Source organism: Candidatus Paracaedibacter acanthamoebae (genome assembly GCF_000742835.1).
GTDB classification, from domain to species: Bacteria; Pseudomonadota; Alphaproteobacteria; order Paracaedibacterales; family Paracaedibacteraceae; genus Paracaedibacter; species Paracaedibacter acanthamoebae.
The window spans coordinates 1,047,156-1,070,292 of record NZ_CP008941.1 but is presented as its reverse complement, the minus strand read 5'-3'; the positions used below and the strand labels follow the sequence as shown (position 1 = coordinate 1,070,292).

Annotated in this window: 21 protein-coding genes; 9 read left to right on the top strand and 12 right to left on the bottom strand. The window is 37.6% G+C overall.

The features are described 5' to 3' along the window. The first annotated feature begins 5 nt into the window (after positions 1–5). The 3 genes from ID47_RS04815 (at position 6) to ID47_RS04805 (ending at position 5,643) form a co-directional block, all read left to right on the top strand. Positions 6–3,959 (top strand): non-ribosomal peptide synthetase, encoded by a 3,954-nt coding sequence (locus ID47_RS04815; RefSeq protein ID WP_051908613.1) that lies wholly within the window; start codon positions 6–8, stop codon positions 3,957–3,959. Between the two features lie 284 nt (positions 3,960–4,243). Beyond that, entirely contained in the window at positions 4,244–4,981 is a 738-nt protein-coding gene (locus ID47_RS04810) for a hypothetical protein (RefSeq protein WP_198022356.1), read from the top strand. 140 nt (positions 4,982–5,121) lie between these two features. Continuing rightward, the gene (locus ID47_RS04805; RefSeq protein ID WP_198022355.1) at positions 5,122–5,643 is read left to right on the top strand and encodes a hypothetical protein; all 522 of its coding nucleotides are present in this window, start codon (positions 5,122–5,124) and stop codon (positions 5,641–5,643) included. Positions 5,644–6,044: 401 nt separating this feature from the next. Here the strand turns inward: ID47_RS04805 and istB are convergent, their stop codons facing one another. The 4 genes from istB to yhhC form a co-directional block, all read right to left on the bottom strand. Beyond that, positions 6,045–6,791 carry an IS21-like element helper ATPase IstB gene (gene istB, locus ID47_RS04800; protein WP_038463055.1) on the bottom strand — a complete coding sequence of 249 codons (747 nt, stop codon included), beginning with the start codon at positions 6,789–6,791 and terminating at the stop codon, positions 6,045–6,047. Then, positions 6,784–8,310: an IS21 family transposase gene (istA, locus tag ID47_RS04795; protein ID WP_038463053.1), complete on the bottom strand. Its 1,527-nt coding sequence runs from the start codon at positions 8,308–8,310 to the stop codon at positions 6,784–6,786. Before istA ends, istB begins: the two co-directional genes overlap by 8 nt. A gap of 67 nt (positions 8,311–8,377) precedes the next feature. Then, the gene (locus tag ID47_RS11660; protein WP_051908611.1) at positions 8,378–8,890 is read right to left on the bottom strand and encodes a hypothetical protein; all 513 of its coding nucleotides are present in this window, start codon (positions 8,888–8,890) and stop codon (positions 8,378–8,380) included. 148 nt (positions 8,891–9,038) lie between these two features. After that, on the bottom strand, positions 9,039–9,620 hold the full coding sequence (gene yhhC, locus ID47_RS04785; RefSeq protein WP_038464475.1) for a cyclophane-containing peptide 2OG-Fe(II) oxygenase YhhC: 582 nt from the start codon (positions 9,618–9,620) through the stop codon (positions 9,039–9,041). 385 nt (positions 9,621–10,005) lie between these two features. Here yhhC and ID47_RS04780 point away from each other — a divergent pair, with 385 nt between their 5' ends. After that, positions 10,006–10,281, top strand: coding sequence for an IS5 family transposase (locus tag ID47_RS04780; RefSeq protein ID WP_038464472.1), 276 nt, complete (start codon positions 10,006–10,008; stop codon positions 10,279–10,281). Positions 10,282–10,418: 137 nt separating this feature from the next. On the opposite strand, the gene ID47_RS04775 is transcribed toward ID47_RS04780, so the two are convergent. The 5 genes from ID47_RS04775 to ID47_RS04755 all read right to left on the bottom strand — a co-directional run bounded on the left by ID47_RS04775 (position 10,419) and on the right by ID47_RS04755 (position 16,170). After that, positions 10,419–11,180 carry a class I SAM-dependent methyltransferase gene (locus ID47_RS04775; RefSeq protein WP_038464469.1) on the bottom strand — a complete coding sequence of 254 codons (762 nt, stop codon included), beginning with the start codon at positions 11,178–11,180 and terminating at the stop codon, positions 10,419–10,421. 28 nt (positions 11,181–11,208) lie between these two features. Next, positions 11,209–13,014, bottom strand: a complete 1,806-nt coding sequence (locus ID47_RS04770) for an ABC transporter ATP-binding protein (protein WP_038464466.1) — start codon at positions 13,012–13,014, stop codon at positions 11,209–11,211. 28 nt (positions 13,015–13,042) lie between these two features. Continuing rightward, positions 13,043–13,657 carry a GNAT family N-acetyltransferase gene (locus ID47_RS04765; protein ID WP_038464462.1) on the bottom strand — a complete coding sequence of 205 codons (615 nt, stop codon included), beginning with the start codon at positions 13,655–13,657 and terminating at the stop codon, positions 13,043–13,045. Then, positions 13,611–15,794, bottom strand: a complete 2,184-nt coding sequence (yhhB, locus tag ID47_RS04760; protein ID WP_075261562.1) for a cyclophane-forming radical SAM/SPASM peptide maturase YhhB — start codon at positions 15,792–15,794, stop codon at positions 13,611–13,613. The genes ID47_RS04765 and yhhB overlap by 47 nt, the downstream gene beginning before the upstream one ends. Before the next feature lie 178 nt (positions 15,795–15,972). Continuing rightward, a complete protein-coding gene (locus tag ID47_RS04755) occupies positions 15,973–16,170 on the bottom strand; it encodes a hypothetical protein (RefSeq protein WP_038464458.1) in 198 nt (65 codons plus the stop codon). Positions 16,171–16,998: 828 nt separating this feature from the next. Between ID47_RS04755 and ID47_RS04750 the strand changes: the two genes are divergently transcribed. From ID47_RS04750 to ID47_RS04740, 3 genes are all read left to right on the top strand, one after another. Next, positions 16,999–18,558: a hypothetical protein gene (locus ID47_RS04750; RefSeq protein WP_038464457.1), complete on the top strand. Its 1,560-nt coding sequence runs from the start codon at positions 16,999–17,001 to the stop codon at positions 18,556–18,558. A gap of 77 nt (positions 18,559–18,635) precedes the next feature. After that, a complete protein-coding gene (locus tag ID47_RS13660) occupies positions 18,636–19,172 on the top strand; it encodes a DUF483 domain-containing protein (RefSeq protein WP_269516743.1) in 537 nt (178 codons plus the stop codon). A 107-nt stretch (positions 19,173–19,279) separates the two neighbouring features. Continuing rightward, positions 19,280–20,284, top strand: coding sequence for an IS110 family RNA-guided transposase (locus ID47_RS04740; protein ID WP_038462882.1), 1,005 nt, complete (start codon positions 19,280–19,282; stop codon positions 20,282–20,284). A gap of 113 nt (positions 20,285–20,397) precedes the next feature. On the opposite strand, the gene ID47_RS13195 is transcribed toward ID47_RS04740, so the two are convergent. From ID47_RS13195 to ID47_RS04725, 3 genes are all read right to left on the bottom strand, one after another. Then, entirely contained in the window at positions 20,398–20,694 is a 297-nt protein-coding gene (locus tag ID47_RS13195; protein ID WP_038464455.1) for a hypothetical protein, read from the bottom strand. 93 nt (positions 20,695–20,787) lie between these two features. Further along, on the bottom strand, positions 20,788–21,225 hold the full coding sequence (locus ID47_RS04730) for a hypothetical protein (protein WP_038464452.1): 438 nt from the start codon (positions 21,223–21,225) through the stop codon (positions 20,788–20,790). 135 nt (positions 21,226–21,360) lie between these two features. Then, on the bottom strand, positions 21,361–22,329 hold the full coding sequence (locus ID47_RS04725; RefSeq protein WP_038464449.1) for an IS5 family transposase: 969 nt from the start codon (positions 22,327–22,329) through the stop codon (positions 21,361–21,363). A 47-nt stretch (positions 22,330–22,376) separates the two neighbouring features. Between ID47_RS04725 and ID47_RS11655 the strand changes: the two genes are divergently transcribed. Together ID47_RS11655 and ID47_RS04715 are read left to right on the top strand one after the other, a co-directional pair. Then, entirely contained in the window at positions 22,377–22,784 is a 408-nt protein-coding gene (locus ID47_RS11655; RefSeq protein ID WP_051908606.1) for a 4'-phosphopantetheinyl transferase family protein, read from the top strand. Between the two features lie 15 nt (positions 22,785–22,799). Further along, positions 22,800–23,048, top strand: coding sequence for a hypothetical protein (locus ID47_RS04715; RefSeq protein WP_038464447.1), 249 nt, complete (start codon positions 22,800–22,802; stop codon positions 23,046–23,048). Positions 23,049–23,137: the final 89 nt, after the last annotated feature.

The window sequence follows — 23,137 nt, the reverse complement described above, 5'->3', positions numbered from 1 at the left end:
TAAACATGGATAATAAGATAATTGAAGATGCTTATCCGCTCTCTCCGATGCAATCTGGTTTATTATTTCAAACCCTCTATGCTCCTGAGTCTGGTGCCTACTTTGTTCAAAGTGTGTTTGAGCTAGAAGGACACATAGATATTTCTGTTTTAAAAAAGGCCTGGCAGAAAGTAAGTAAGCATCATCCAATTCTAAGAACAGGATTTATATGGCAAAGTCTTGATGTCCCTCTCCAATATGTTTTAGAGTCCGCTGAAGTTCCCTTTGAAGTTAAAGATTTCAAAACATTCACAAAGATAGATCAAAATCAAAAACTAGAAGATTTTATTAAAGAAGATCGCAAGAAAGGATTCGACCTCAGTAAAGCTCCTCTTTTTAGGATTACTCTCATCAAATGTTCTCAACGTAAATTTTACCTGATTTGGAGTAGGCATCATATCTTAACAGATGGATGGAGTACGTCTATTATTATTAGTGATATGTTTAAGGCTTATGAGTCTTTAAGGCGGGGAAGAGAAGTTCGACTCAATTCTCGATGCCCCTATCGAGATTATATCTCTTGGTTAAAAGAACAAAACCTCAGTAAAGCGGAAGCTTTCTGGAAGGACTCTCTTGCTTCTCTTGAAGGCCCTACCAAGCTCAGCTTCAGTGATATCATCGAAGAGAATAATGAAAGAGATTATGACACTTACTCTATAGTACTTTCTGTTGAAGAAACAGATGAGATTAGGAATTTTGCTCAGCAGCAGGATTTAACACTTAATACAGTCTTTCAAGGAGCTGTTGGTCTGGTGCTTAAAACCTATACTCAACAGCAAGAGATCGTTTTAGGAGTGACCGTTTCCGGCAGAAGCATAGAGCTTTCTGGAGTTGAAGAAATGGTGGGTTTATTAATCAATACTCTTCCCTTAAGAATCGCCATTCATCCAGAAGAGGACACGCTAACCTTTCTTAGAAACCTTCAGGAACAAACTCAAAGGCTCAGTGATTATAGTTATACCTCTCTTGCTCAGATTCAATCGTGGTCAAGAATCAGCCAGAGTATATTTGATGTCATTTTTGTCTTTGAAAATTATCCTTTAGATGAGGAAACTCATAACATAGTTTCTGATTTTGTCATAAGAGGTGTTCAAGGAGTAGAGAAGAATGAATATCCTCTGGCAATCATTATAGGACCTGTCAAGCAAATTCACCTCGCGTTAAGCTATCAGACAAAACATTTTAATGAGGAGTTTATCAAGAGACTTTCAGATCATATCAAACAAGCCCTTCGAGAAATTTCTCATCACAGCGCAAAAAGTTCTCAAACACTTTCTCTTCTTACCCAAGAAGAGAAACATCAGCTTCTCATTGAATGGAATGATACCAGTACTTCTTATCCTGAAGATAAAACGATACAACAACTGTTCGAGGAGCAGGTAGAAAGGACCCCCAACAACATAGCTGTTGTTTATGAGAATGAAGAGCTCACCTATCAACAACTCAACGAACGAGCCAATCAACTGGCTCATCATCTAAGAGCTCTAGGGGTCAAGCCTGATACGCTTGTGGCAATTGCTGTTGAGAGATCATTAGAGATGATTATTGGGATTTTAGGTATCCTCAAGGCAGGGGGAGCTTATGTTCCTCTGGATCCAAGCTATCCTACAACACGTCTTCAGTTCATGCTCGAGGATACAAAAGCTCCAATCCTTATTACTCAAACTCACCTTAATGAAACCCTTAAAACTTATTCAGGAATAACTTTAAACCTTCACATTCAGAGTGAAACAAAGGAACTTCTGATCGAGGAATGCTCTTTCAACAGGGACAACCTTCAAACTCAGAGGCAAATAAACTTCACAGCAGAGTCTTCTCAAAACCTACCCAATCTTACAACGCCCCACAACCTCGCCTATGTGATCTATACCTCAGGCTCTACCGGTAAACCTAAAGGAGTGATGATTGATCATGGAAACATTGTTCGACTCTTAAAGAAAACACAACATTGGTACCATTTTACTCAGAATGACGTGTGGACTTTGTTCCATTCTTATGCTTTTGACTTTTCTGTTTGGGAAATTTGGGGAGCTCTCATATATGGAGGGAAACTTATTGTTGTTCCCTATCTAACTTCAAGATCTCCTGAAGCTTTTTACAGTTTACTAAGAAAAGAAAAGGTTACTATTCTTAACCAAACACCTTCAGCCTTTTGCCAACTTATTCTGCATGAACAATTTCTATCTAAATCAGATGAATTCTATTCTTTGTCCATACGATTAGTCATCTTCGGGGGAGAGGTTTTAGAACCTGACAAGCTTAAACCTTGCTTTTATATCGATGAGTGGGAAGGCACTCAGTTTGTTAATATGTATGGAATTACAGAAACAACTATTCACGTAACCTATCATCCACTCTCTAAAGAACATATTATGAGAAAAGAAGGGAGTATTATTGGGAAGAAGATTCCTGATTTAAAAACTTACATTTTAGACACAGAGTTGAATCTAGTACCTATAGGAGTGAGTGGAGAGATTTACATTGGAGGGGTTGGATTGGCAAGAGGGTATTTGAATCGTCCTGACTTAACGGCTGATAGATTTATTCCCAACCCATTTATTGATGACGTCAACATTTATGAAGAATTTAGCAAGACAGAATCTTCCCTCTCATCTTCAGAGAACCTTAGACTCTATCGGACAGGAGATCTCGCTCGATACTTACCTGATGGAAACATCGAGTTTTTAGGGCGTATTGATGATCAGGTAAAGATTCGAGGATTTAGGATTGAGTTGGGAGAGATCGAATCTGTTCTCCAGAGCCATGGAGATGTATCACAAGCGATTGTGGCGGCAAGAACGGATGAGCTTGATAAAACAAACGTAGATGAGTCAAACGACAAAAAACTTGTCGCTTATATAGTTCTTCCCCAGGAGAGAGTATCTTCTTTTGAAGTTGAATCAGTGTTTACTTCTTCTTCCGGAGAGCCTTTCTCCGTCTTAAAGGGAGAGGATTTGACAAGTTTCACTGAAGGGTTCAGAAACCATCTCGCAAGATCTCTCCCAGATTACATGGTGCCTTCCTTCTTTGTATATATCGACAAGGTACCTTTAACTCCTAATGGGAAGATCGATCGTAAAGCTCTGCTCGACTCTACTATTGGATATATAAATAAAAATAGAGTTAATATAGTTTATCCAGCAACCCCTCTTCAATTTCATCTTTTAAAAATTTGGGAAAAAGTTTTAAATCTTAAGAATATAAGCATTCACGATAACTTCTTTGAAATAGGAGGAAATTCACTTACTTCAATAAAGCTATTTTCTCAGCTTCAGCCGGAATTCTCGAATAAAATTTCTATAGCTGATATATTCAGGAATCCTACCATTTTCTCTCTTTCTCGGGTGCTAGAATTAGAACACTGTTGTATGCCTAATTTTTCCTTGATCCCGATCCAAATCAGTGAGAAAAGGCCTGCTCTCTTTCTTATTCATCCAGGAGGAGGATTATCTTTCTGTTATCAGGGCTTATCAAAGTATATTGATGACATCCCAATTTATGGAATAAACAGTCCATCTTTCGAAAGTCCGGGGAATAATTATAAAAGCATACAATCTATGGCTGAACACTATATTAGTTTAATAAAAAAAATACAAAACGTTGGACCTTATGTGTTTGGAGGATGGTCGTTTGGAGGAATAGTAGCATATGAAATGGCGCAACAACTTACAATAAAAGGTGAAAGTATAGAGAATTTAATTCTAATTGATGCTGCTGTTCCAATGAATAATTTGAAAAATAACGGACCACACGAAAAGATAACAAATAAAAAACATTTAGAAAAAATAGATGATGCATTATTTAATGAAAACTCTGATTTATATGTTAATCTGCAAATAGAGAAAAATCTGAAAATTCATGAGAATCTTATATTAAAGTACAAGGTAAAAAATATCGGGGAGGGAAAGTTACTCTATTAATAGCAAAGGATAATGTTTCTAAAACACAATCAAAAGTTTATGATTACGGATGGAAACATTTTATTAAAAATCTTCAGATTATAAATGTGCCTGGTAGGCATGAAACTCTCTTTAGGTATAATAATCTTGAATCAACAGCTAAAGCTATTAAACTGTGCATAAAGAGTGATAATATGCTGCCGATTGAGGAAGCTTAAGAAGAAATGAGACATACATATAAAAAATGTAATATAACTGCATTTGTTTATTTGATTCTTATAAAGATGAATAATTATTCCATCGCTATGGATGATGAAATTGGTTCTGAAAAAACAAGAAGTCAAAGAGCAGTAAGTGAGCAAAATATTAATTTTAAAGCCTTTTCTGTTGAAAGTCTTAGCGAATATGGAAAAGAATTTCCAGTTTACTTTCAACTAAACCTTTCCAGACCAAGAAATAATAATAAATCTTACATTTTAAATAGGTCTTTTGCCTTAATTCCTGACACTACTAAATTACTTAACCCTATAGATTTCAAGAAATTAATTTTAGCAGAATTTTCACTATTCTACTTCTATTATTACAATAAAAATTATATGATTATAAATAATATTAATTATAAAAATATTTCCTATATAAAAAGTGAGTTTATATATAGTTGTTATTTATTCTTAGAAAGTTACTCAAAAATATGTATTTGTAATTATATGCTAATACCTAGCATTTATATTGAACGATATAATTTTCTCATTGAAGGAAAAGAGTTTAAAAAGAGCATAACTGGAGAGTTTTCCTTTAAAAGGATAATCCCTCTTTCTTTAAACGCTGACAATAGATTTATTATGTATGGAAAGGCCCCAGTAACAATACTTACGGGCACTTCTAATGCAGGAAAAACCACTTTAATAGATTTTTTTAGAAAATCTAGCACTGATTTAACTGATTACAGCATAGATCTTTTTTGTGATAAATCATTAGAAAAAACAATAAAAAATTATCATCCTGATGAATATTCTAGGATCGTAGAAAATCTAGAGACCTAAAAAATGATAAATTTTATTTTAGGAGACAATATAAAAAAATCCCAAATCATATTCAAGAGGATTTGTTATTACTTAGATCCATTTATGGAAGAGGAATTCCCAGAGCTGAGAGAAGTTACTTCAAATCCAAACTTTCTAGGTTGCCTTTTAAAATTTGGAAAGAATCTCGAAATGATTCTCCAGTTATTATGGATTTTAAGTTTGTCAATCTTTCTGAGATGTTTTGGAATTTTAAAGCTCCTATCACTTTACTTTGGGTTTTCTGTCCTTTAAAGGTTTTGTCAGATAGATTAACAATAAGGAATATTATTGCAGAAAAAGAGGAAAAGCTTTCCAATAGAAGGCAAAGAACTGCCATATGGGAATATGCTGAGCTTTATAGAAAAAAAACTTTTCCGGATGAGGCAACACTAGAAGTATTAAAGAGAAAAGATGCAATTGCGTCTTTCCAAAAGCATTATCCTGACTCCAACAAACAAGCACTTGAAGAATTTTTATATAAATTAGGATTTGAATCCTCAAATACAGAACAAGTTGAAATCACATTTAGACATAACCCTTTCTTATTTATTGCTGACAAATATTTATTTATCGATACGAGTTTGGCGGAACCAAAGTATGTTCCCCTTTGCCCACTAGATTCACACCAGACAAATGCATAGAACTGATGAGAGTGGACAATTGAAAAGGCCATGTCACAACACTCGTCTTGCCCGGGAACAGGGAGCAGCGATATGCTTACCTTCAAGTATATCTTAAAATTGTAACTGAAAATGATAAGCCTCTTACAACTTTATTTATCCAAAACCTTTCTCTAAACGCCCAGATTGAAAATGTTGATGAGAACATTGGAGGTAACTGTCAACCACCAAGTGTCACCACCAGAAATAAAATGATACAGAGCACCGAGAAAAAATTGATACAGTGAGTGATCCCAAATGCCTTCTTTTAAGAGAAGGAGGCGAACATGATTATGCAACGACAAAAATTAAGACCGGAGAGCGTCAGAAATTATGACCGGTGATAGAGGTTACTTAGTCGTCATAAAAATTCTCCTTTTAAGTTATTTATTGTGCCGGCAATGGGTGCGCCTGTAACTTTCTGACACAATCTCAATAATCGTGGCATGATGAACCAAACGGTCAATGGCAGCCACGGTCATCGTTGTGTCAGCAAAAATGCTATCCCATTCGCTAAAAGGTTGATTGGCTGTCACAATGAGGCTGCCTGATTCATAGCGATGCGCAATTAACTCAAACAGAACATGGGTTTCCGCTTCATCTTTACGGACGTAGCCAATATCATCCAGAATAAGGACTTGGTAACTGTCCATCTTGGCTAACGTTTGAGGCAAACACAATTGTTGACGTGCGGCTTGAAGTTTCTGGACCAAGGCAGTGGTAGAGGTCAACAAGACACGGATCCCTCTTTCAATCAACCCATAAGCAATAGCTGCTGCTAAATGGGTTTTCCCCACGCCGCTTGGTCCAAAAATCAATAGATTTTCCTTGTTGTTAACCCAGGCCGTATTATCGGCCAGATCTTGGATTTTTGCTTTGTTCAGAGTTGGAGCATGACTAAAATCAAAGGTTGACAAAGCCTTACCGGCAGGGAGTTGGGCCTGCTTTAAGTTTCGCTTGAGCTTTTTTTGCAAACGGGCGTCAATCTCATGCTCGCATAAAATGGCAAGATAGCGGTCAGGAGGCCAATTCTCTTCAAGGGCTTGCCGAGCAAATGGTTCCCATAAATTCCTTATGGTTGCAAGCCGGAGTTCCTTGAGCAGAAGAGGCAGTTTGGCAAAGTCATGCATGAGCTATCTCCCTTCCTAAGGACGATAGAAGCTGATTATAGCAAGCTAAGGCCTGCTGAGGGATAGCCAGATAAGGGATCGGTAAAGGCTTGGTTATCTTTCCATAACGATTTTGCAAGGCGCCTAAATGAGGAACTTGACCCTTTTGGAGAAGGCTTAAAACTTGATGCCCTAAGTCTTCTTCACACTTATAATCGGCCGCCAGTTTAAGAATTCCCACCATAAGCTTACACGCTTGGCGGCTAACACATAAGTGATCAAGCAATTGCCATATTTGGCGATAAACAGGGGACGGTAATACCTCATCTCGCAGCATACTGTACCGAAAGGCTTGGGGCTTGCAGGATAAACTGTTAATCAAATGCCTATAATTGATACAATATTGGCGTTTGCCAGAAATTGTTTGAAGACGGGGCAGCTCAAGGGTGAGCTCACTGCCAAGATAACAGACCAGATGATCGAGATACAGGTGGATACGTAACCGCTGACCAATAAGACGAGACGGCACACTATAAACAACGTTTTTGACAAAGATAGTGCTGGAAGTTGTCACCCGGGCTGTGGTTTCTTCATAATCAATGGTCCGGTAGTGGGGTAATGGCTTGAGTCGTGTTTTTTCTTCATCAATTTGCTTTTGATGGTATCGATTATGGCGATTCACGACAGACTGAAGAAAGGACTGATAGGAGACAATCGACTCAAAGTCACTCGACCCTCTTAAAGTCAATGTTTGAGCAATACGGCGCTTCAAATGGCCATGGGGTCCTTCAATACTACCATTCTCATGGCTTTTTCCTAAATTGTTACGGGTCGGTGTCATCGTGTAATGCTGGCACAATTGCTCATACTTCGTCGTAAAGTTTCGTTGTGTTTGGTCAGATAAATTCTTGTACGCCGCTGATAAGCTATCTGTTCGATGCTCTTGTGGACATCCGCCTAAACGCCAAAGAGCATTTTGCAATCCCTGAGATAAGGCCTGAAAACTTTCACCTCCTTGAACTGCTTGGATAAAAGACCAACCACTGTAAGCTAAGCGGAAATGATAGAGAAGATGCTTAAAAGGCTTGCCTTGAATGGTCACTTGGAAAGTCTTAGGGGTCGTAAAATCCGATAAGCCTTGACGTCCAGGTTGATGGATCTGGCGAAAGATGATTTCTTTATCAGGCCCCTCTAAAGCTCGCCACTGTTGCAGAAGTCTTTGTAAAGTTCTCAAATTCCTTGACGAATAATTGCCGGGATAAAGGTCCTGGAGATGCTCCAATAAAATGATCGCCGATAAAAATGGCGTTTTTTGAATTAATGGCGTAATAATGTCATCCCAAATGTCAGAAAAAATATGAGTCCCAGGTTTCCTCCCTCTTTTGCTTGCTTGAGACGGTAATATTCCTTGTTTTTCTAATCTTCTGCCCGTTCTTTCGCTGAATCCCGCTTTAGCTGCTGAAAGCTTTTGCGTATGTGCTGATTTTCTTGTTTGCATGTATAGCCTATATTGATGGTCGGTTATTGTTTTTCCAGGCATTGGAACCACGCTTTTTAAGGTCCTTTGCCTCCTTTATAAACCGGACTCTATTTCTGACGCTATGCGGCTATATTATCTGACGTTGTATAGTCGTGTGAGGTTCTGTACTTTGGCACAAATGTCTTATCTCAACAGAAGGAAACTCACACAAAAGTGGAAGAATAAATTCACCAATTCCAATAGCCCCACTCAGAATGGCTGATTTAATACTTTGAGGTTCATAAATACTTATTAATTTCTTTGTAAAAATATCATATAGTCTACCTTGATGAAAATAAGCTTTAGGGCTCATAAGGTCATCATGGTCGTCTAGGTGTATGATTGTGATTTTTTTCGGAAATGAGTGCTTTTGAAGACTTTTCAGCCATGTGCTCCACCCATAAAGAGACCAATTATCATTGAGAGCTTCTAAGTATTTGGAACCTACCATAAAAACGAAAGGGATTTGGGAAACTGTAGTTTTCGGGTGCCATTTCTTGAGGTTATGTTGGATAAAAGGATCAATATAAAAGTCAGGGTCTTCGGGCCATAATAATTTGATTGACCATATATCCTCAACAAGATTGCAATCAATATCCATCTCGCAGAAATATGAATATAATTCTTTTAGTCTGCTTGCTTCATCAAGTGGTAATGATTGGAATGGTATTTGTATCTGCGATATGTCTCCCTTCCTAAAAGATTGAAATTTATAAATACCTAGCCTCCTTTCAGCTAATTATCATTAGCTAATTGTCTTTGTTTTCGTTTTCCTGTGAGAAAATGTATACTAGAGTATATCTCTCTCCTCCTAAAATAGGAGAAACGGAGTGTAGCGACGAGTTAGATATTTTAAAGGCAATGCCAGTGTTATGCAAGGGAAGTAGTACACGATTTATTTCCCCTTCATAATTGTTATGTATAATAAGATATCCCCCTTGCTCTATAGTCCACCCTCTATTGAATTGGATCACTAATCTAAAAGCAGTTTCCTCAGGTAGATAATCGTTATGTATTTTTATTTCTTGAAAAGGAACCATCTTATGGAATTTAATATAAATTTCTTTACCGAGTGGAGCTCGAAATTCCTTTTCTAGCTTTGTTTTCAAACCATTTAGAAAACCAACATGCGTTAAGAATTTTAAATTATCTGGTAGAATGATATTGTTATCTAAACGGAACTCCCACTGCGAATAAAAACCAGTAGACTTCAATTTCCAAAAAGGTACTTTTTCCAACCAGTCAAGAAGGCTTAGGCTGTGCTCATAATTTATAAAATCCTGGATAAGAGAATACTCAAAAGGAAATGAATGAGTAGAAGAAATCAACATTTTGCTTATTTTTCCATATTTTTATTAATCTTAGCATTGGCTCTATGTCGTAAGGAATAAAACAATTTATCTGATAATCTCAATAAGACTCCGGAACTCAGTATGAAATGAGCGGTCTTAATACTAAAATTATGGATCAATACTTAATCCTCCTACGCGCGCTAATACTGCCTTATATGCTTTTTTGAGGTTATATGGAAGAGGAATTTTATGAGAATTATTTCGGAAGAGTACGAAATAAGTTACTGACCTGATCTAACAACTCGCCAGTACATTGTTAGTTGACGTTGTATAAGAGACTGTATGAGAAGCAGAAGAAAGGATTAACGGATATAAGCGCCAATAGGATTGGTAGCTTAGCAGAGCAAATAAAAGGAGCTCTGTCGTGAAGAGAATTTATGAAAGTGATTTAAGTGATCAAGAGTGGTCTATAATCTCTCCTATGATTCCTCCAAGTAGACCAGGCGGACGCCCAAGACGAGTTAATGTCCGCCATATCCTTAATGCAATTTTCTACTTGTTAAAGACAGGTTGCCAATGGCGGATGCTTCCCAAAAACTTTTCTCCTTGGGGCACTTTTCACTATTATTTTCGTCGATGGAGATTAGAAGGAGGGTGGTTCAAAATCCATGAAGAATTCCTAAGCCATATCTTTTTATAAAAACCATTTTATAAACTAAATTGCTATTTCGCGACAGCGACTAGGTAGCAGAAGATATTGTCATCAAGAATATAGTTTATTCTTATTAAGCTTTAATTCCATTTATATTTAATTCAGCCTCTGTGAAATAAAGAGCCTTATTTAATAGCCTCGTACACTGTTAATTCAGGATGCTGTCCAATTTTTGTGTCAAAGACTCTTACATTTTTAAAACCAACAGATTCTAAGAGTAAGATTGTTTCATAATGGTAATACCATAATACAGGCATCACTTCCTTCTCTGATTGAATCACTTTCCCCTTTCTTAGTTTGGTATATTTATTATGGCTTATAAAATGCTGTTTCTGTCTGTGTGTATAACTGTAAGTTTCAAGCTTTAGGCTTGTTCCATCTTCATCGTGTACTTCATTTAAAAAATTTTCCTCCTTCCCATCTTCATACAATAATTCCCATGGAATAAAAGTATCGATATATAACTTCCCCCCCTCAATTAAATGATTCTTGGCTGCATGAAGTGCCTTAATAGCTGCTTCCCTGGGATAAATTAATTGAAACGAGCCGCCAATGATAAAGATAAGCTCATATTTTTTTTCGAGGGCCATATCCTCTATAGATTGCTGATAAAGAGCTGGGGCAAAACCTTTGATGGATGCATTTTCCCTACAATAACCTAACATGGCTGAGGAATAATCCATCCCCTCAATATCATAACCCATTGAAAGAAGGGGCACTAATAAACGACCGGAACCACACATAGCATCTAGGTATGGACCTGTGGTTTCCTTTAAGATCTGTTGGTAAAAGGAGATTTCCTCAGCAAATGCCCCAGGTTTAACTAGGTTATAGTACTTCGCTGATAGCTGATTGTATGTATGAGTTACTGGCTTAATATTTGTCATCAGGATTCTCTTTCCAAATTTACTTTGTTTACCTAGAGGAAGGGATAACCATTGAGTCTTGTCCCTGTTTATCGAGTCCCCACAATTCTCTGAAAGATGAACAACTATTTATCAATTCATGCGGCGTTCCTTGAGCTATTATTTCTCCTTTCCCAAGCATTACAACCCAATCAGCATCCATAACCATGTTTAATCGATGGGCAATAATAATCTGGGTCATTCGCTTCTTTTGATTGTGAAAATAATTAAGGATTTTTTCTTCAGTCTGTGGATCTAAGAAAGATGTTGGCTCATCTAGGATAGAAATAGAGGATTTTTTCAAAATTGCTCTGGCTATGCCTATGCGCTGTCTTTCCCCTCCTGACAAAGAATAACCTTGCTCACCTAAAACCGTCCTCAAACCATCCGGCAAGCGCTTGATTACTTCTTTAAGTTGGGCCCCATTGATAGCCTCTTGTATATCTTTCGAGCTAGCCTCTGGATTCGCATAGATTATATTTGCATGTAAAGTATCATTGAAGAGCTGTACATGCTGAGGTATATACGAGACTATTGATTTTAAAGTCTGGCGCTCGTATGAAGATAAAGGGATATGATTAAGGTAAATTTCACCCTTATCTGGATGGTATAAACCACTAAGCAATTTCCCAAGCGTTGTTTTACCTGAGCCTGAGTGTCCAACGATACCAATCTTCCATCCGGCCTTAAATTCTAAATCCACATTCTTTAAAATTAAGGAATGATCGTTATTTCCGTAAGAGAAGGATACATCCTTCATTACTATATTTGTTGGAGTTGCTAATAGTAAGATATTGCTGCTTGGCCGCTCCTCATGAGAAGTAGAATTCATCAAGTTCATCATTCCTGCCACTTCAGCAAACGATCTATATATATCATTCAAGATGATTCCTAATGACGAAAGGGGAGTAAAAAATTGTAAAATATAGCTATTAATCAGCACGAAATCGCTAATATGTTGATTGCCTTTCGAGATATTATTAACACAATGGTAAATTACCAGAGTTAGTGCACTACCAATAATAATACCTTGGATAATTCGTACCACCTCAAAGACTTGTTTGGTCCTAGTTGTTCGATTTTCTAGATCCCTCAACTTAGAATCTAAGGCTGTTAGTTCATTATCAGGATTACCAAGCGAGTAAATAGTCTCTATGTTAAATAAACGATCACTTAAAAAACCAGATACTTGTGCTGATTTATCATAAGTGTCTACTTGATGTTTTAAATATAAGGAGACACCGATGTATGTGCAAACACCATAAAGTCCTATAGTACATAACAATATACTCGCATAAAACCACCCATAAAGATACCAAAGAACAAAACAGGCACATAAGATTTCGAGTACAGTTGGAAGCAAAAAGAACAATACCCCCCAAATTAGATTATTAAATCCTTCGCGAAAGATCCCTAATTTATTAATAATAGTACCCGTTGCAGGTAACTTTTTTTGGGGATTGTGATGGTTGAGAACAGAATAATAAAATAACGTTATGAGTTTACGGATGGTCCTCTCGACAGCGCCTACGCTCATAATTTCACGGATATGTTCACCAATCTGTGCTACAGTCCACATAAGCCCATAACCACAAACCACAGCAATCATAAGCTGCATACTATTAGAAGTCTCTTCTAAAGACTGGATAATAAATTTTAAAACGAGAGGAAGAAAAACATTAAAAAGAAGAGCAACAAGGAACACTCCTATTGCCAGGAAGAATGAAACTAATAGACGTCTATCGGCTTTAAGAACGCTAAAGAACTTTGTGAAACAAAACTGTAGGACTTCAAGCTTTAGATTTGGAGTCCTCATGAAACTTGCTCAATGTTTATAGAATGCATTATCTTCTTCTAACCCACTTCATCACACATTGCTTGAAAGCAGCATTCTTTAGCTCCCGGAACCCTGCTGCAGATGCAGCTTTGAAAGAAGGAATATTATTCCGCCGCATAGAGGCATAGACAACATCATAATGGCTTAGCCGACAGGCTCTCTCATAAGCAATTCTACCAATATGTCTTCCTTGGGCTTGTTTGTTCAGGAATATTTGTATTGTTGGTTGTCTTCCTAAAGGCGGCAAGTCTGTTAAATCGATAGAAACTTTCCCGGCACTTCTATTTTGAAAAAATATTTTCCAGAAATAATTCTCAGGTGGCTCTTCCTTGTCCCGGGGCAACTTACCTCTGATAAGCTCGACATCTGCTTCTCGAGCATATTGCTGCTGCTTTTCTTGGATAGATGTTTTGGCTTCTTTCAAGCTATCCTCCCCCTCCTCCAGGGGTATTTCCATAAAACACTTTGAAGTAGGCCGTGCACCATAATAAACATCTCCGTCATCTGATTGCGCCGCAGCTACAGGCATCTTGAATACCAAAAGCAACCCCATTAATAGTCGATATTTAATCAATTTAGGAAGCATAACCTGTTTGTGGTATATCAACTTTATTGTAATCATGTTCTAGCTCCCTTCTAAAAATCTGTAAAAAGTTTTTACCCAATTCTGTGAGTGGGCAATTTTCCAAGGTGGAAAAGGATTCTTTTAGCATTTTTTGATTCTTGCGCGTTTCTCTCAAAGCTTTCGCGAGAAAATCCCCTGACTCCTTAAGAGATAAATAATGCCAAAATTTTTCTAATTCATTGAATACGAAGGCGGCATGAAATAGACCAGAAACAGGCCTTGGCTCTTTGCGCCATGGTGAAGGAACATAGGGAAAATCAGAGGTAACGACAGGACTAAATTCTTCTAAAAGGTAGAGCTTTTGGTGCCGGTGTTCGTGAATAAGAGAATCTGCTAAATCATGTGGACTAGCATATGAATTGTTATGGCGTATACATATATATAAAGCTCCTGGTACCTCATTATCACTAAAAGAAACAAAACTATCAGGGTTAGCTTTGGGGTCTTGTATCAATACAACAATTGGAGATAAAGTTAATATTTCATTTTTTAAGGCCGGATTATATTCGTCAATTATTCCTAAAGCTTCATTTATTAACGCTTCCCCCATTCCAATAAACTTTTCATCCTCATATATGACCTTGTTACCAAAAGGTTTTCGTAACCACGGGTCATTAGGATGAATAATTAACCTCTTATAGCGGCCTTCTGCTATTATATCTGAAAGACTGCGTAGATCTATATTATTTACTTGGAGTGGGGTGCGATCAAAATCATATATAATTGAGCCTTCTTGATGTTTTAGGAGTATCTTTGCCCATAATTTAACGGAAGGCAGAGACGAAACAAGTCGCTTTTGATTTGCATCTAAAAGTTTATATTGGTCAACAGTTTCTTTAAGTTGGTTCCCTTGTTGAGCTGCATATTGTATGGCTCCTTGAAAGGTTTGATAAGAACGATCACACCAATGTTGATAGACTAAATCTAATTCAGAGTTACCTTCCTTGGCCAGGTTATAGACTGTTGGATCTATGCTAACCAATGATTTGCTAGGGTTAGAGCGCTTTTGAATCTTATTACCCAAAAGAATATTTAACCTCTTCTGAGCGTGAGTGATTAATGCTAACATTTCCCTGCAATAAACAGTTGGATTATCAAAGCCATTTTTTCCATAGCGATGAGGTACCGATCCTCCCCCACAAATCTCGACAACAGGGCATACTTTGCAAGCATTGGATACCCCTTCAAAACTTAATAGCTTATTATGTCGTGCTATAATGGGAGAATTAGCTGCCTCTTCTATGAAATGATCCCGCACGTTCATCCCTAAAGAAGAACATCCTTCGGTAGTAATTTTTAAAACATCTAAATCGTGGTATGTCCCGTCTGTTTCTACCGTAAGCATGGTCACATTACCAAAGCCAAAAAAATCTGTACCTGATTGGGATCCAACTATTGTTTGTAAAAGAGTATCAAACAAGCGGATTTTTAAGTTTGGATACTCATCTAACCAGAGATCAAAAGCTTCTAATAGCCAATTGATATAGATATCAGGCTGACTATCCCGCAAGAAAGGCGGAGCATTATGATTGGCATCCGGCAACAAGAAATCCAACTTTGGAGGATTTAACTCATTGAAAAATTCAAGCAGCTCTCTCGGCTTAATTCTTGGGTCTATAACAGCAATGACACCCATAAAAATTGAAGGATAATTTTGCAATTTTTGATAAGCCTTCATAGCTCCATCAAAACTTGACTTTCCTTTATGCGTAACCCTATGAAGATCAGTAGCAGCCTTTGGCCCATCAAGACTCAATGAGACCCCAATGTTTTCCTCTTTGAACTGCTCTAGAATATCGTCTGTCAGTAAAACACCATTAGTTTGTAGAGACACGTCAACTTGAGTCTCTTTAGGTACGGCTTTCCTGATCCAACGGGCCATTTCAGCCAGCTGATCAGCCTTCATTAATAAAGGTTCGCCCCCATGAAAAGCTACTAATATAAGAGGGATTTTATGAGCTCGGGTATAATTGCCGATGTTTTGAGCAATTGCTTTTCTATTCTCAATAGACATGAGAGGCGGCATACTCTTCCAAGATTGGTCCGCATGATTAAAAACATAACAATAATCACAATTAAGATTGCAGCGCGAAGCTACTTTTACTAAGAATGAAGTAATTTGTGGGGTATTCATCAGGGATCAACTTTTTATTCTTGTTTTATCGGTTGCAAACCAAATAATGCTTTGGGTTTATAACCGAAGCTTTTGTATTAAAAGGATAAGTCTTAAAACGTGCTAGCCTATTGCCTATTAAGGCTAACATACAAATCTTGCGACTCTTTAAAAAGCTTCGGTTATTACCTATTTTGTATTATCGATTGTGGCGGTGATGCATACGGCTATAACGCCCCATATCTAACTCAGCACGTGTGTGGTCCATAGCATAGGTTTGTAAGCGCATTAAGGCTGGATGATCACTTAAATCACTATTTGTTAAAGCATCTTGAGCCATTCCTTGCCATTCAGAATCAATCAGTGAGGAAAAATTCATTTGATTATTCTCTATCATAATCTTGTCCTTTCTTTAAATTTTTACTTAAGTTGAAGTTTGACGGTAACAAGCTATAACAATATATGCAGATTGTAAAATAGAAAATATTAGATCTAATCATGTAGATAAGGCTAACAAGAGATATATAATTTTGCAAAATCCTTTAAGCAAATTAGGGAGGCTTAGATAGAATGCAAAAAATGTGAAGAAGATAAAGCATTAAGGCAGGGATTGTAAGAGGATACTAAGCGGTATTATTGGAAAGAATGTGATTATTATTTTACGACTGTCCTAGCACGAAGCCATTTCTTTCTAGAGAAACTATTAGGTCTACAGTGATGTGTAAGCGAAGCAGCTTTCCATTGAGGCACATGGGTTACTTATTACATGTTTTTAGGTAACAGGGCGACAATTGATTGGAGAGTTGGTTCTAGATCTTTGCCGAAAGCTTTAAAGTGAAGGGTTTGTTCTCGTGTCAGAATGGAATGGTTAGAACCTTGGAGTGTCTTGTTTTACTGTACTGATCATTATGAGGCTTATAAATATTTGATTCAGCCCCCTGGGCTCTTTCACAAAAAACCAACACTTATGCAATAGAGAAGAATAATGGGTAAAAGCAACATAGGTTCTTGGTGTATAAGCAAAAATCTATTGCAATTACTCGTTCCTTAGAAATGTTTTATCTAACTATTAGCCTGTTTGCTGCTTATCACCTTCATAAAGCTCTGGGGGTACCATGGATGTCAAATTAGCACTCTCATTATATAAATTCTTATCTGCTCGTTTTTTTGATGCCCAAAATTCAAGTAGAAAACTTTTCAATTATCTGTATTTTAGGAGAATAAAATGGATTTAAAAATTATTATTTCTAATATCTTTATAATATGTATGAATCTTATATTGTTTGTACATTCGGCAGAGGATAATGAGATCCTCAAAACTAGAATTTCTCATACCTTTACTAACGAAACAGGAACCTACGATGTTAAGGCTATCATTCAATGGGCTTCAAGCCAACCGATAGACCAACATGTGGAGCTTCCAACAAATAAGTTTGCAGATTTTTTGATCTGGGATACTTGGAGCGAGCTAGATCACCCTCCACAATCGAATCTAAAACAATTTGTAGAAAGCCCTAATCATAAACATCGAGTTATGACCGCAGATTTAAATCTTCCTATAGTTCTCACAAACACGAGTGTCATCATTGATGGAGTACATCGGATTGCCAAAGCCATGTATGAAAGCCATGAAAAGGTAAAATGCGTGTTTATTGATCATTCCACCTTAATAAAGTTTCGTATCTCGTCACCATTCAAGGGAGATAGATCGTCTCTTATCCCTCATTTACCTATTGAAGATCTTTTTCTTCGTCTTGGAAAAGACTCCTTGCCAAAAGAGGAAAGTGAAAGAATCGAAACTCTAGAAGAATATTTTACAGAACATTTACCCACCGCCATGGATAAGGAGGACTACTGGGAGGTTCGTCTTGAGCGCCCTAGCACCCCCTATGGAAGTTATATGCATGACCCTCAAATACGTCAAGGTCTTGAGTGGTGGCGTCCGGGAACACGTGTGAGGAACATACCTTCTGAAAAAAGGTTTTTAGAACGAGGGTTATTTGCGTTAGAAGATCAATGGATTCCCTTATCATGGAGTCACTATTTTCAAAGAAACGGTTCTTTTCCTCAAGAATTAATTCTTCTCCATATTGATGATCACCAAGATATGATGGCTCCTCGCATTGGTAAACGTTTGGATGGTCGTTATGTCGATTTTATCACTGGCGATCACTTTTCTTTACTTAAGCCAGAGACGGTTGAAGCTGCTATTGTAAGTGGTGCATTGGGCAAAGGGAGCATCTTAACCCCTCTTATTTGGCAACTTGAGAAAATACATGTGCGCCATTTAACTTTGCGGCCTACTCCATATACAAACTATGCCCTAAAAAAAGCATTACAGCAGGATACGATATTGGGCGAACCCTTGCAAAGGATCAGTATTCAATGTGAGAATACCGAGAGAGACACATTATTATCATCATCGAATTATATTGCAACTTCAAACATTGATACCTGGTTGAGCTTTATTCCAGATAATGTAGCTATTTTCCTGCATATAGATATGGATTTCTTTAATAATCGCTTTGATGGGGATTCCTCATGGCAAGAGGACAAGGGACGACGAATCCATGATCCTTCTCTTAATGAACAGCAAAAGCTATTAAAAGACATATTTGCTGGAATAAAAAGGCAATCTCTTCACCAGAGAATTATAGATGTATCTATTTGTCTATCTCCAAGTTTCTTTCCCGCAGAATTTTGGGAACCTATAACAGAAATGCTATTTCGAGAATGTAAAGAGTTGAGTATTCTCTCGATGAATGATAAGGCAACGATAAAGTAAAATCCGTAACTTACGTCTAAGAGGTATAAGTGTTCGAAGGAGATATAGAAAAATATTGGAATCAAGTACCCTGGGATATGGTGCCACCCTCATTTAAAGTAGATTCATGTCAGTTTCTTGCTGGTATAAAGCCCGCTGTTCGGACGCGTATAAAGAATAGGAGCAACATTAAAATCTTTCTTCAATCTATATCCAGTTTAGGATGGTGTCCAGTTCATGATAAAAGCGGGTTTCTCGTCATTTCTAAAAACAAGGAGCTATCAAGGATGATAATGGAAGTGGATCAATCGTCATTACCGCATGCAATGATTCTAGGTCGTCTGCTGGGTTATCCAGAATGCTGTTCGTCTTTTATTGAACATTCTGGGGAAGATGAAATTGATAAACTTGCTGAAGAATATACAAGAACCAATCTTAAAGATCATTATTCTCTATTAGATATATCTCTGTATCTTAAAGGTATTGCATTAATAAGTCATGTACCTTGTTCCTATGAGTGCAAACCCTCGTTAGATATTGCTCAACAAACTTTATCTTTTGTTAAAGAATATAAAAAGGCCACAGGCTTTGCAGGCTGGGCTTCACTAATTGCTGAATATTTTTCCGATCCTTGATGAGTTTCACGGGGTTCTGATGGGATGGCCTGAGCAACTTTCAGATTATGAGAAAAGAATGGTAATCTGGAGATGTAAAAGGAATAAATAAAGATAAGGACCCCACCATGACAATAAAAACACTAGGGATTGATATAGCCAAGCGGGTATTTCAACTGCATGGCGTTGATAAAAGAGGCAAGACAGTGCTAAAGAAGCGTATTGGACGTGACCAATTGCTTAGCTTTATTGCCAATCTACCTCCATGCCTTATAGGAATGGAGTCTTGCAGTGGATCTAACTACTGGGCCCGCCAGTTTCAGCTTTACGGGCACGAAGTGAAACTGATGAGCCCACAATATGTAAAACCATATGTTAAAACGAATAAGAATGATGCGAATGATGCTGAAGCTATCTGTGAAGCAGTAGCACGGCCTAATATGAGATTTGTTTCAATTAAAACTATAGAACAGCAGGATATCCAATCGCTCCATCGGTACCGTCAAAGAGTGGTGCAGCAAAGGACGGCCCTTGTCAATCAGATTAGAGGACTGCTTAGTGAATATGGACTTGTGGCGCCTCAAGGTATTGGGTGTTTGAGGGAGAAATTACCTCAGTTTCTGGAAAATCAAAATAACTTGCTGACAAGTTTAGCTCTGGAGGTTTTTTGCCAGCTTCATCAAGATCTTTTGGAAATTGATAAAAAAGTTAAGCTTTTAGATAAGCGGATCGCCAAAATTTGTAGCGAGAATAAAGCATGCCAAAGGATTAAAAAAATTGAAGGGATTGGCCCTTTAACAGCAACAGCTCTGGTATCAGCAATTGGTGATATCTCTAACTTTAAGAATGGGCGTCACTTAGCCGCTTGGCTAGGATTGGTACCACGTCAGCATTCTAGCGGAAATAAAAAGGTGCTGCTCGGCATTAGCAAAAGAGGGGATCGGTATTTAAGGACGCTTCTTATTCACGGAGCACGCGCCTTTATTAGCTTTGCTAAAAGGCGTTCTAATTGGTTAGAGAAGCTGATTGAGCGTTGTGGTAAACAGAAAGCTTATGTAGCTCTAGCTAATAAGAATGCAAGAATTGTATGGTCTCTACTTGCCAAACAAACTGAGTACCACTCTATTCACTAGATATCCCATAAGTAAAATTATAAGGATGACCTACCACCGAGGTTTGCTAGAGTAAAATAAAAAGATGACAAAGTGAATTACCAGCTTCTTGAGATCCTGTTTTGCAACACGGTTTACAAAAACCATGGTTCCGATAAGGGCAAGAAGTGATCGGATATACCATCTGGGCTAGAAGGATAAACCTTCGTTAAAAGCCGAATATACGTCCGCACCTCAATGTTTTCTTTTAAAAAAACTCTTGCATTCTTGCTCAGGCCATATACGTTGCAAATTCTTTTCTTTAACACTTCAGCTTGTGAAAAAAGAGCAGAGCCCCCGAGGAACCCAGCTCCAATTGATGTTACATTGGTCAACCCTTGAGTATCCAAGGATGTCAGACCTGTGCAATCGGAGAGGAAATAGTGTCCCAAAATTTCTTTACTTTAAGCAAGAGCTGTTAACTTAGAAAAGTATCTGATAAAACGAAATTGTTTTTAAGGAGAAATGTAACTTTACTATAGCCTTCACAAATAAAGCTTTCGCATCAGTTCCATCCTACGCGGATCAAACCCAGATAATTTATAAAGCAACGCTGATTTTTTGTTCTCTGCATCCTCTCTAATCTCGTTGCTTAACGACGAGTTGGCTTGGACCGAGGAGAGTAAAGAAATAGCCACCTCATCGGTAATCGCATGGGTACGGTTTTGATATCGCATTATTGCTTTCGTTATCTCAGCTAAAGCGCGGAGGTCATCAGATGCTTGTTGGTTTTTACTGACCTGGTCAAGGAGAGTAAAAGCCACCTCATCGCTAATTGCTCGGATGCAATTGTACACGCACATTTCTGCTTTCTTGTAATCAGCTAAAGCGCGGTCTCTAGCAGTTACGTGTTTGCTTTTGCTAACACGGTCAAAGAGATTAAAGGCCTGCCAATTGCTCATGGCTTGAGTACGGTTATACATGCATATCATTGCTTTCATTATCTCAGCTAAATCGCGCTCGCTAGCAGGTACGTGTTTGTTTTTACTAACCTGGTCAAAGAGGCGTTGTTGCGTAAATGGGAAGCAAGAACAAACTCTCCCTTTTTCCCACAATTATTAGATTTTAACTGATTCCGGCATGCCAAGATTAGTAAAAATGTTTAAAATGAAGCACCCAAGATGCAATTCCGCATCTTGGGTATCCCATAACCTGGCATTAAGCTTACGACCGATCACCTCTTTATAGCGGTATATCGTATTTTCTACTTTTGCTCTCCTACCATAATCATTTTTTGTTTGCCAGGCATATAGTCCCTTTTTATCAATGTAATTAATACCCTTTTGTCTAACAGAGCAGGGCTCTTCTGACAGTGAAGGAGATCCTCGAGCTGGAGGAATAATGGGTTTAATGTTGACTGATTCCAGTTGGCTGTAAACATTTTGACCATCATAGCCCGCATCAGCAATAAGCTGCGTAATCTTTGTCGCATCCGCCTGCTTAAGGTGAGCGTCTAAGCAGGATCGATCATCTGTTAAATGACTTGTCATTATCCGAGAAACAATGAATCCCTTGCTGTTAATGCCAAGGTGAAGCTTACGCCAGACTTTGCGTTTGTACTGTTTGCCATATTTTGTTTCGAGCCACTCACTTTCTCCAAATACTTTAATACCTGTACTATCAATGACAAGATGACTGGATTCATCCATTTTTTCTAATTGGCGCGTGATCAAAGGGACAGTCCCTCGGCGCGATAGTCTTGTATAATTGGGGACATCTAATTGAAGGCCAAGGAGATGAAACAATGACTTGACCACCCCTTGAGTTTGCCTAAGTTTTTGTTTAAAGATGAGCCTTAATGTTAGCATGAGTGTAATGGCATGATCAGAATAATGAAGGGGCCGCCCTTTTTTAGGAGTAAGGGATTTTTGCGCGTACCAGTTATGGTGAAGATCCTCACAAAGCCATAAAGTGAGATCTCCTCTGTTTATTAAAGCTTGATTATAGTCTGGCCAATTCTGTAGGCGATAGTGCTTTTGACGTTTATGAATAGCGCCTGAGCGCCTAATACGTTCTTTATAAGGCATAGGTCATCCTTTTTTATTTTAAAAAAGATACTTCCATTTACCTTTTATTGACAACCTTTTCTATTTACGCAACAACGCCAGTAGGCATTGATATTGAATGGAAAGACAGAAATATAAATATTCAAGAGGTTTCTGACCTTGTGTTATCTCCTCTAGAAATTATTAATTTTAATCAGTTAAAATCTGAAGCAAAATTCCACATTTTTTATGATATCTGGACAAAAAAAGAAGCAATCATTAAAGCTATTGGGCAAGGATTAACTTACCCTATTAAAGAAATAGAAATTATGAATTCCATAAACATTAAGAAAACCCATTATGCTGCTAATGGCAATATATTTTACTGTTCAGAATTATATAACTCAGATAACTACGCTGGAACGGTAGCTTTAGCACGGCCATTAAGCCATATAATCCAAATAAATTTATTTACTCATCAAATAACTCATTACTGAGAAGGAGAATTAAAGATGACCTTTGAGGAACACTATAAAATCGCCGAATTTTTAAGAGAAGAATTTAATAAGTTAAAAGTAGCTGAAAAGTACAAAAAAATAAGATTAAATTCTTATAAACAAAATAAACATAAAGACAAAGTAATCAGTCTTCTTTCAAAGCTTGAAAGTTTTCTTTCTAAAGTTGATTCTTTAGGTAGTAAAACTACAAAAGAACTAAAGAACCTTCAATCTGAAGTCAGTAACTATCTTGAGTATTTTTGAATAATTTCATAGTTCTCTCTATTTATAGATTATCTCTTTATCTATTTGATCAATTGAACTAAAACCGGTATCGTCAAGTTGTTGAGGTA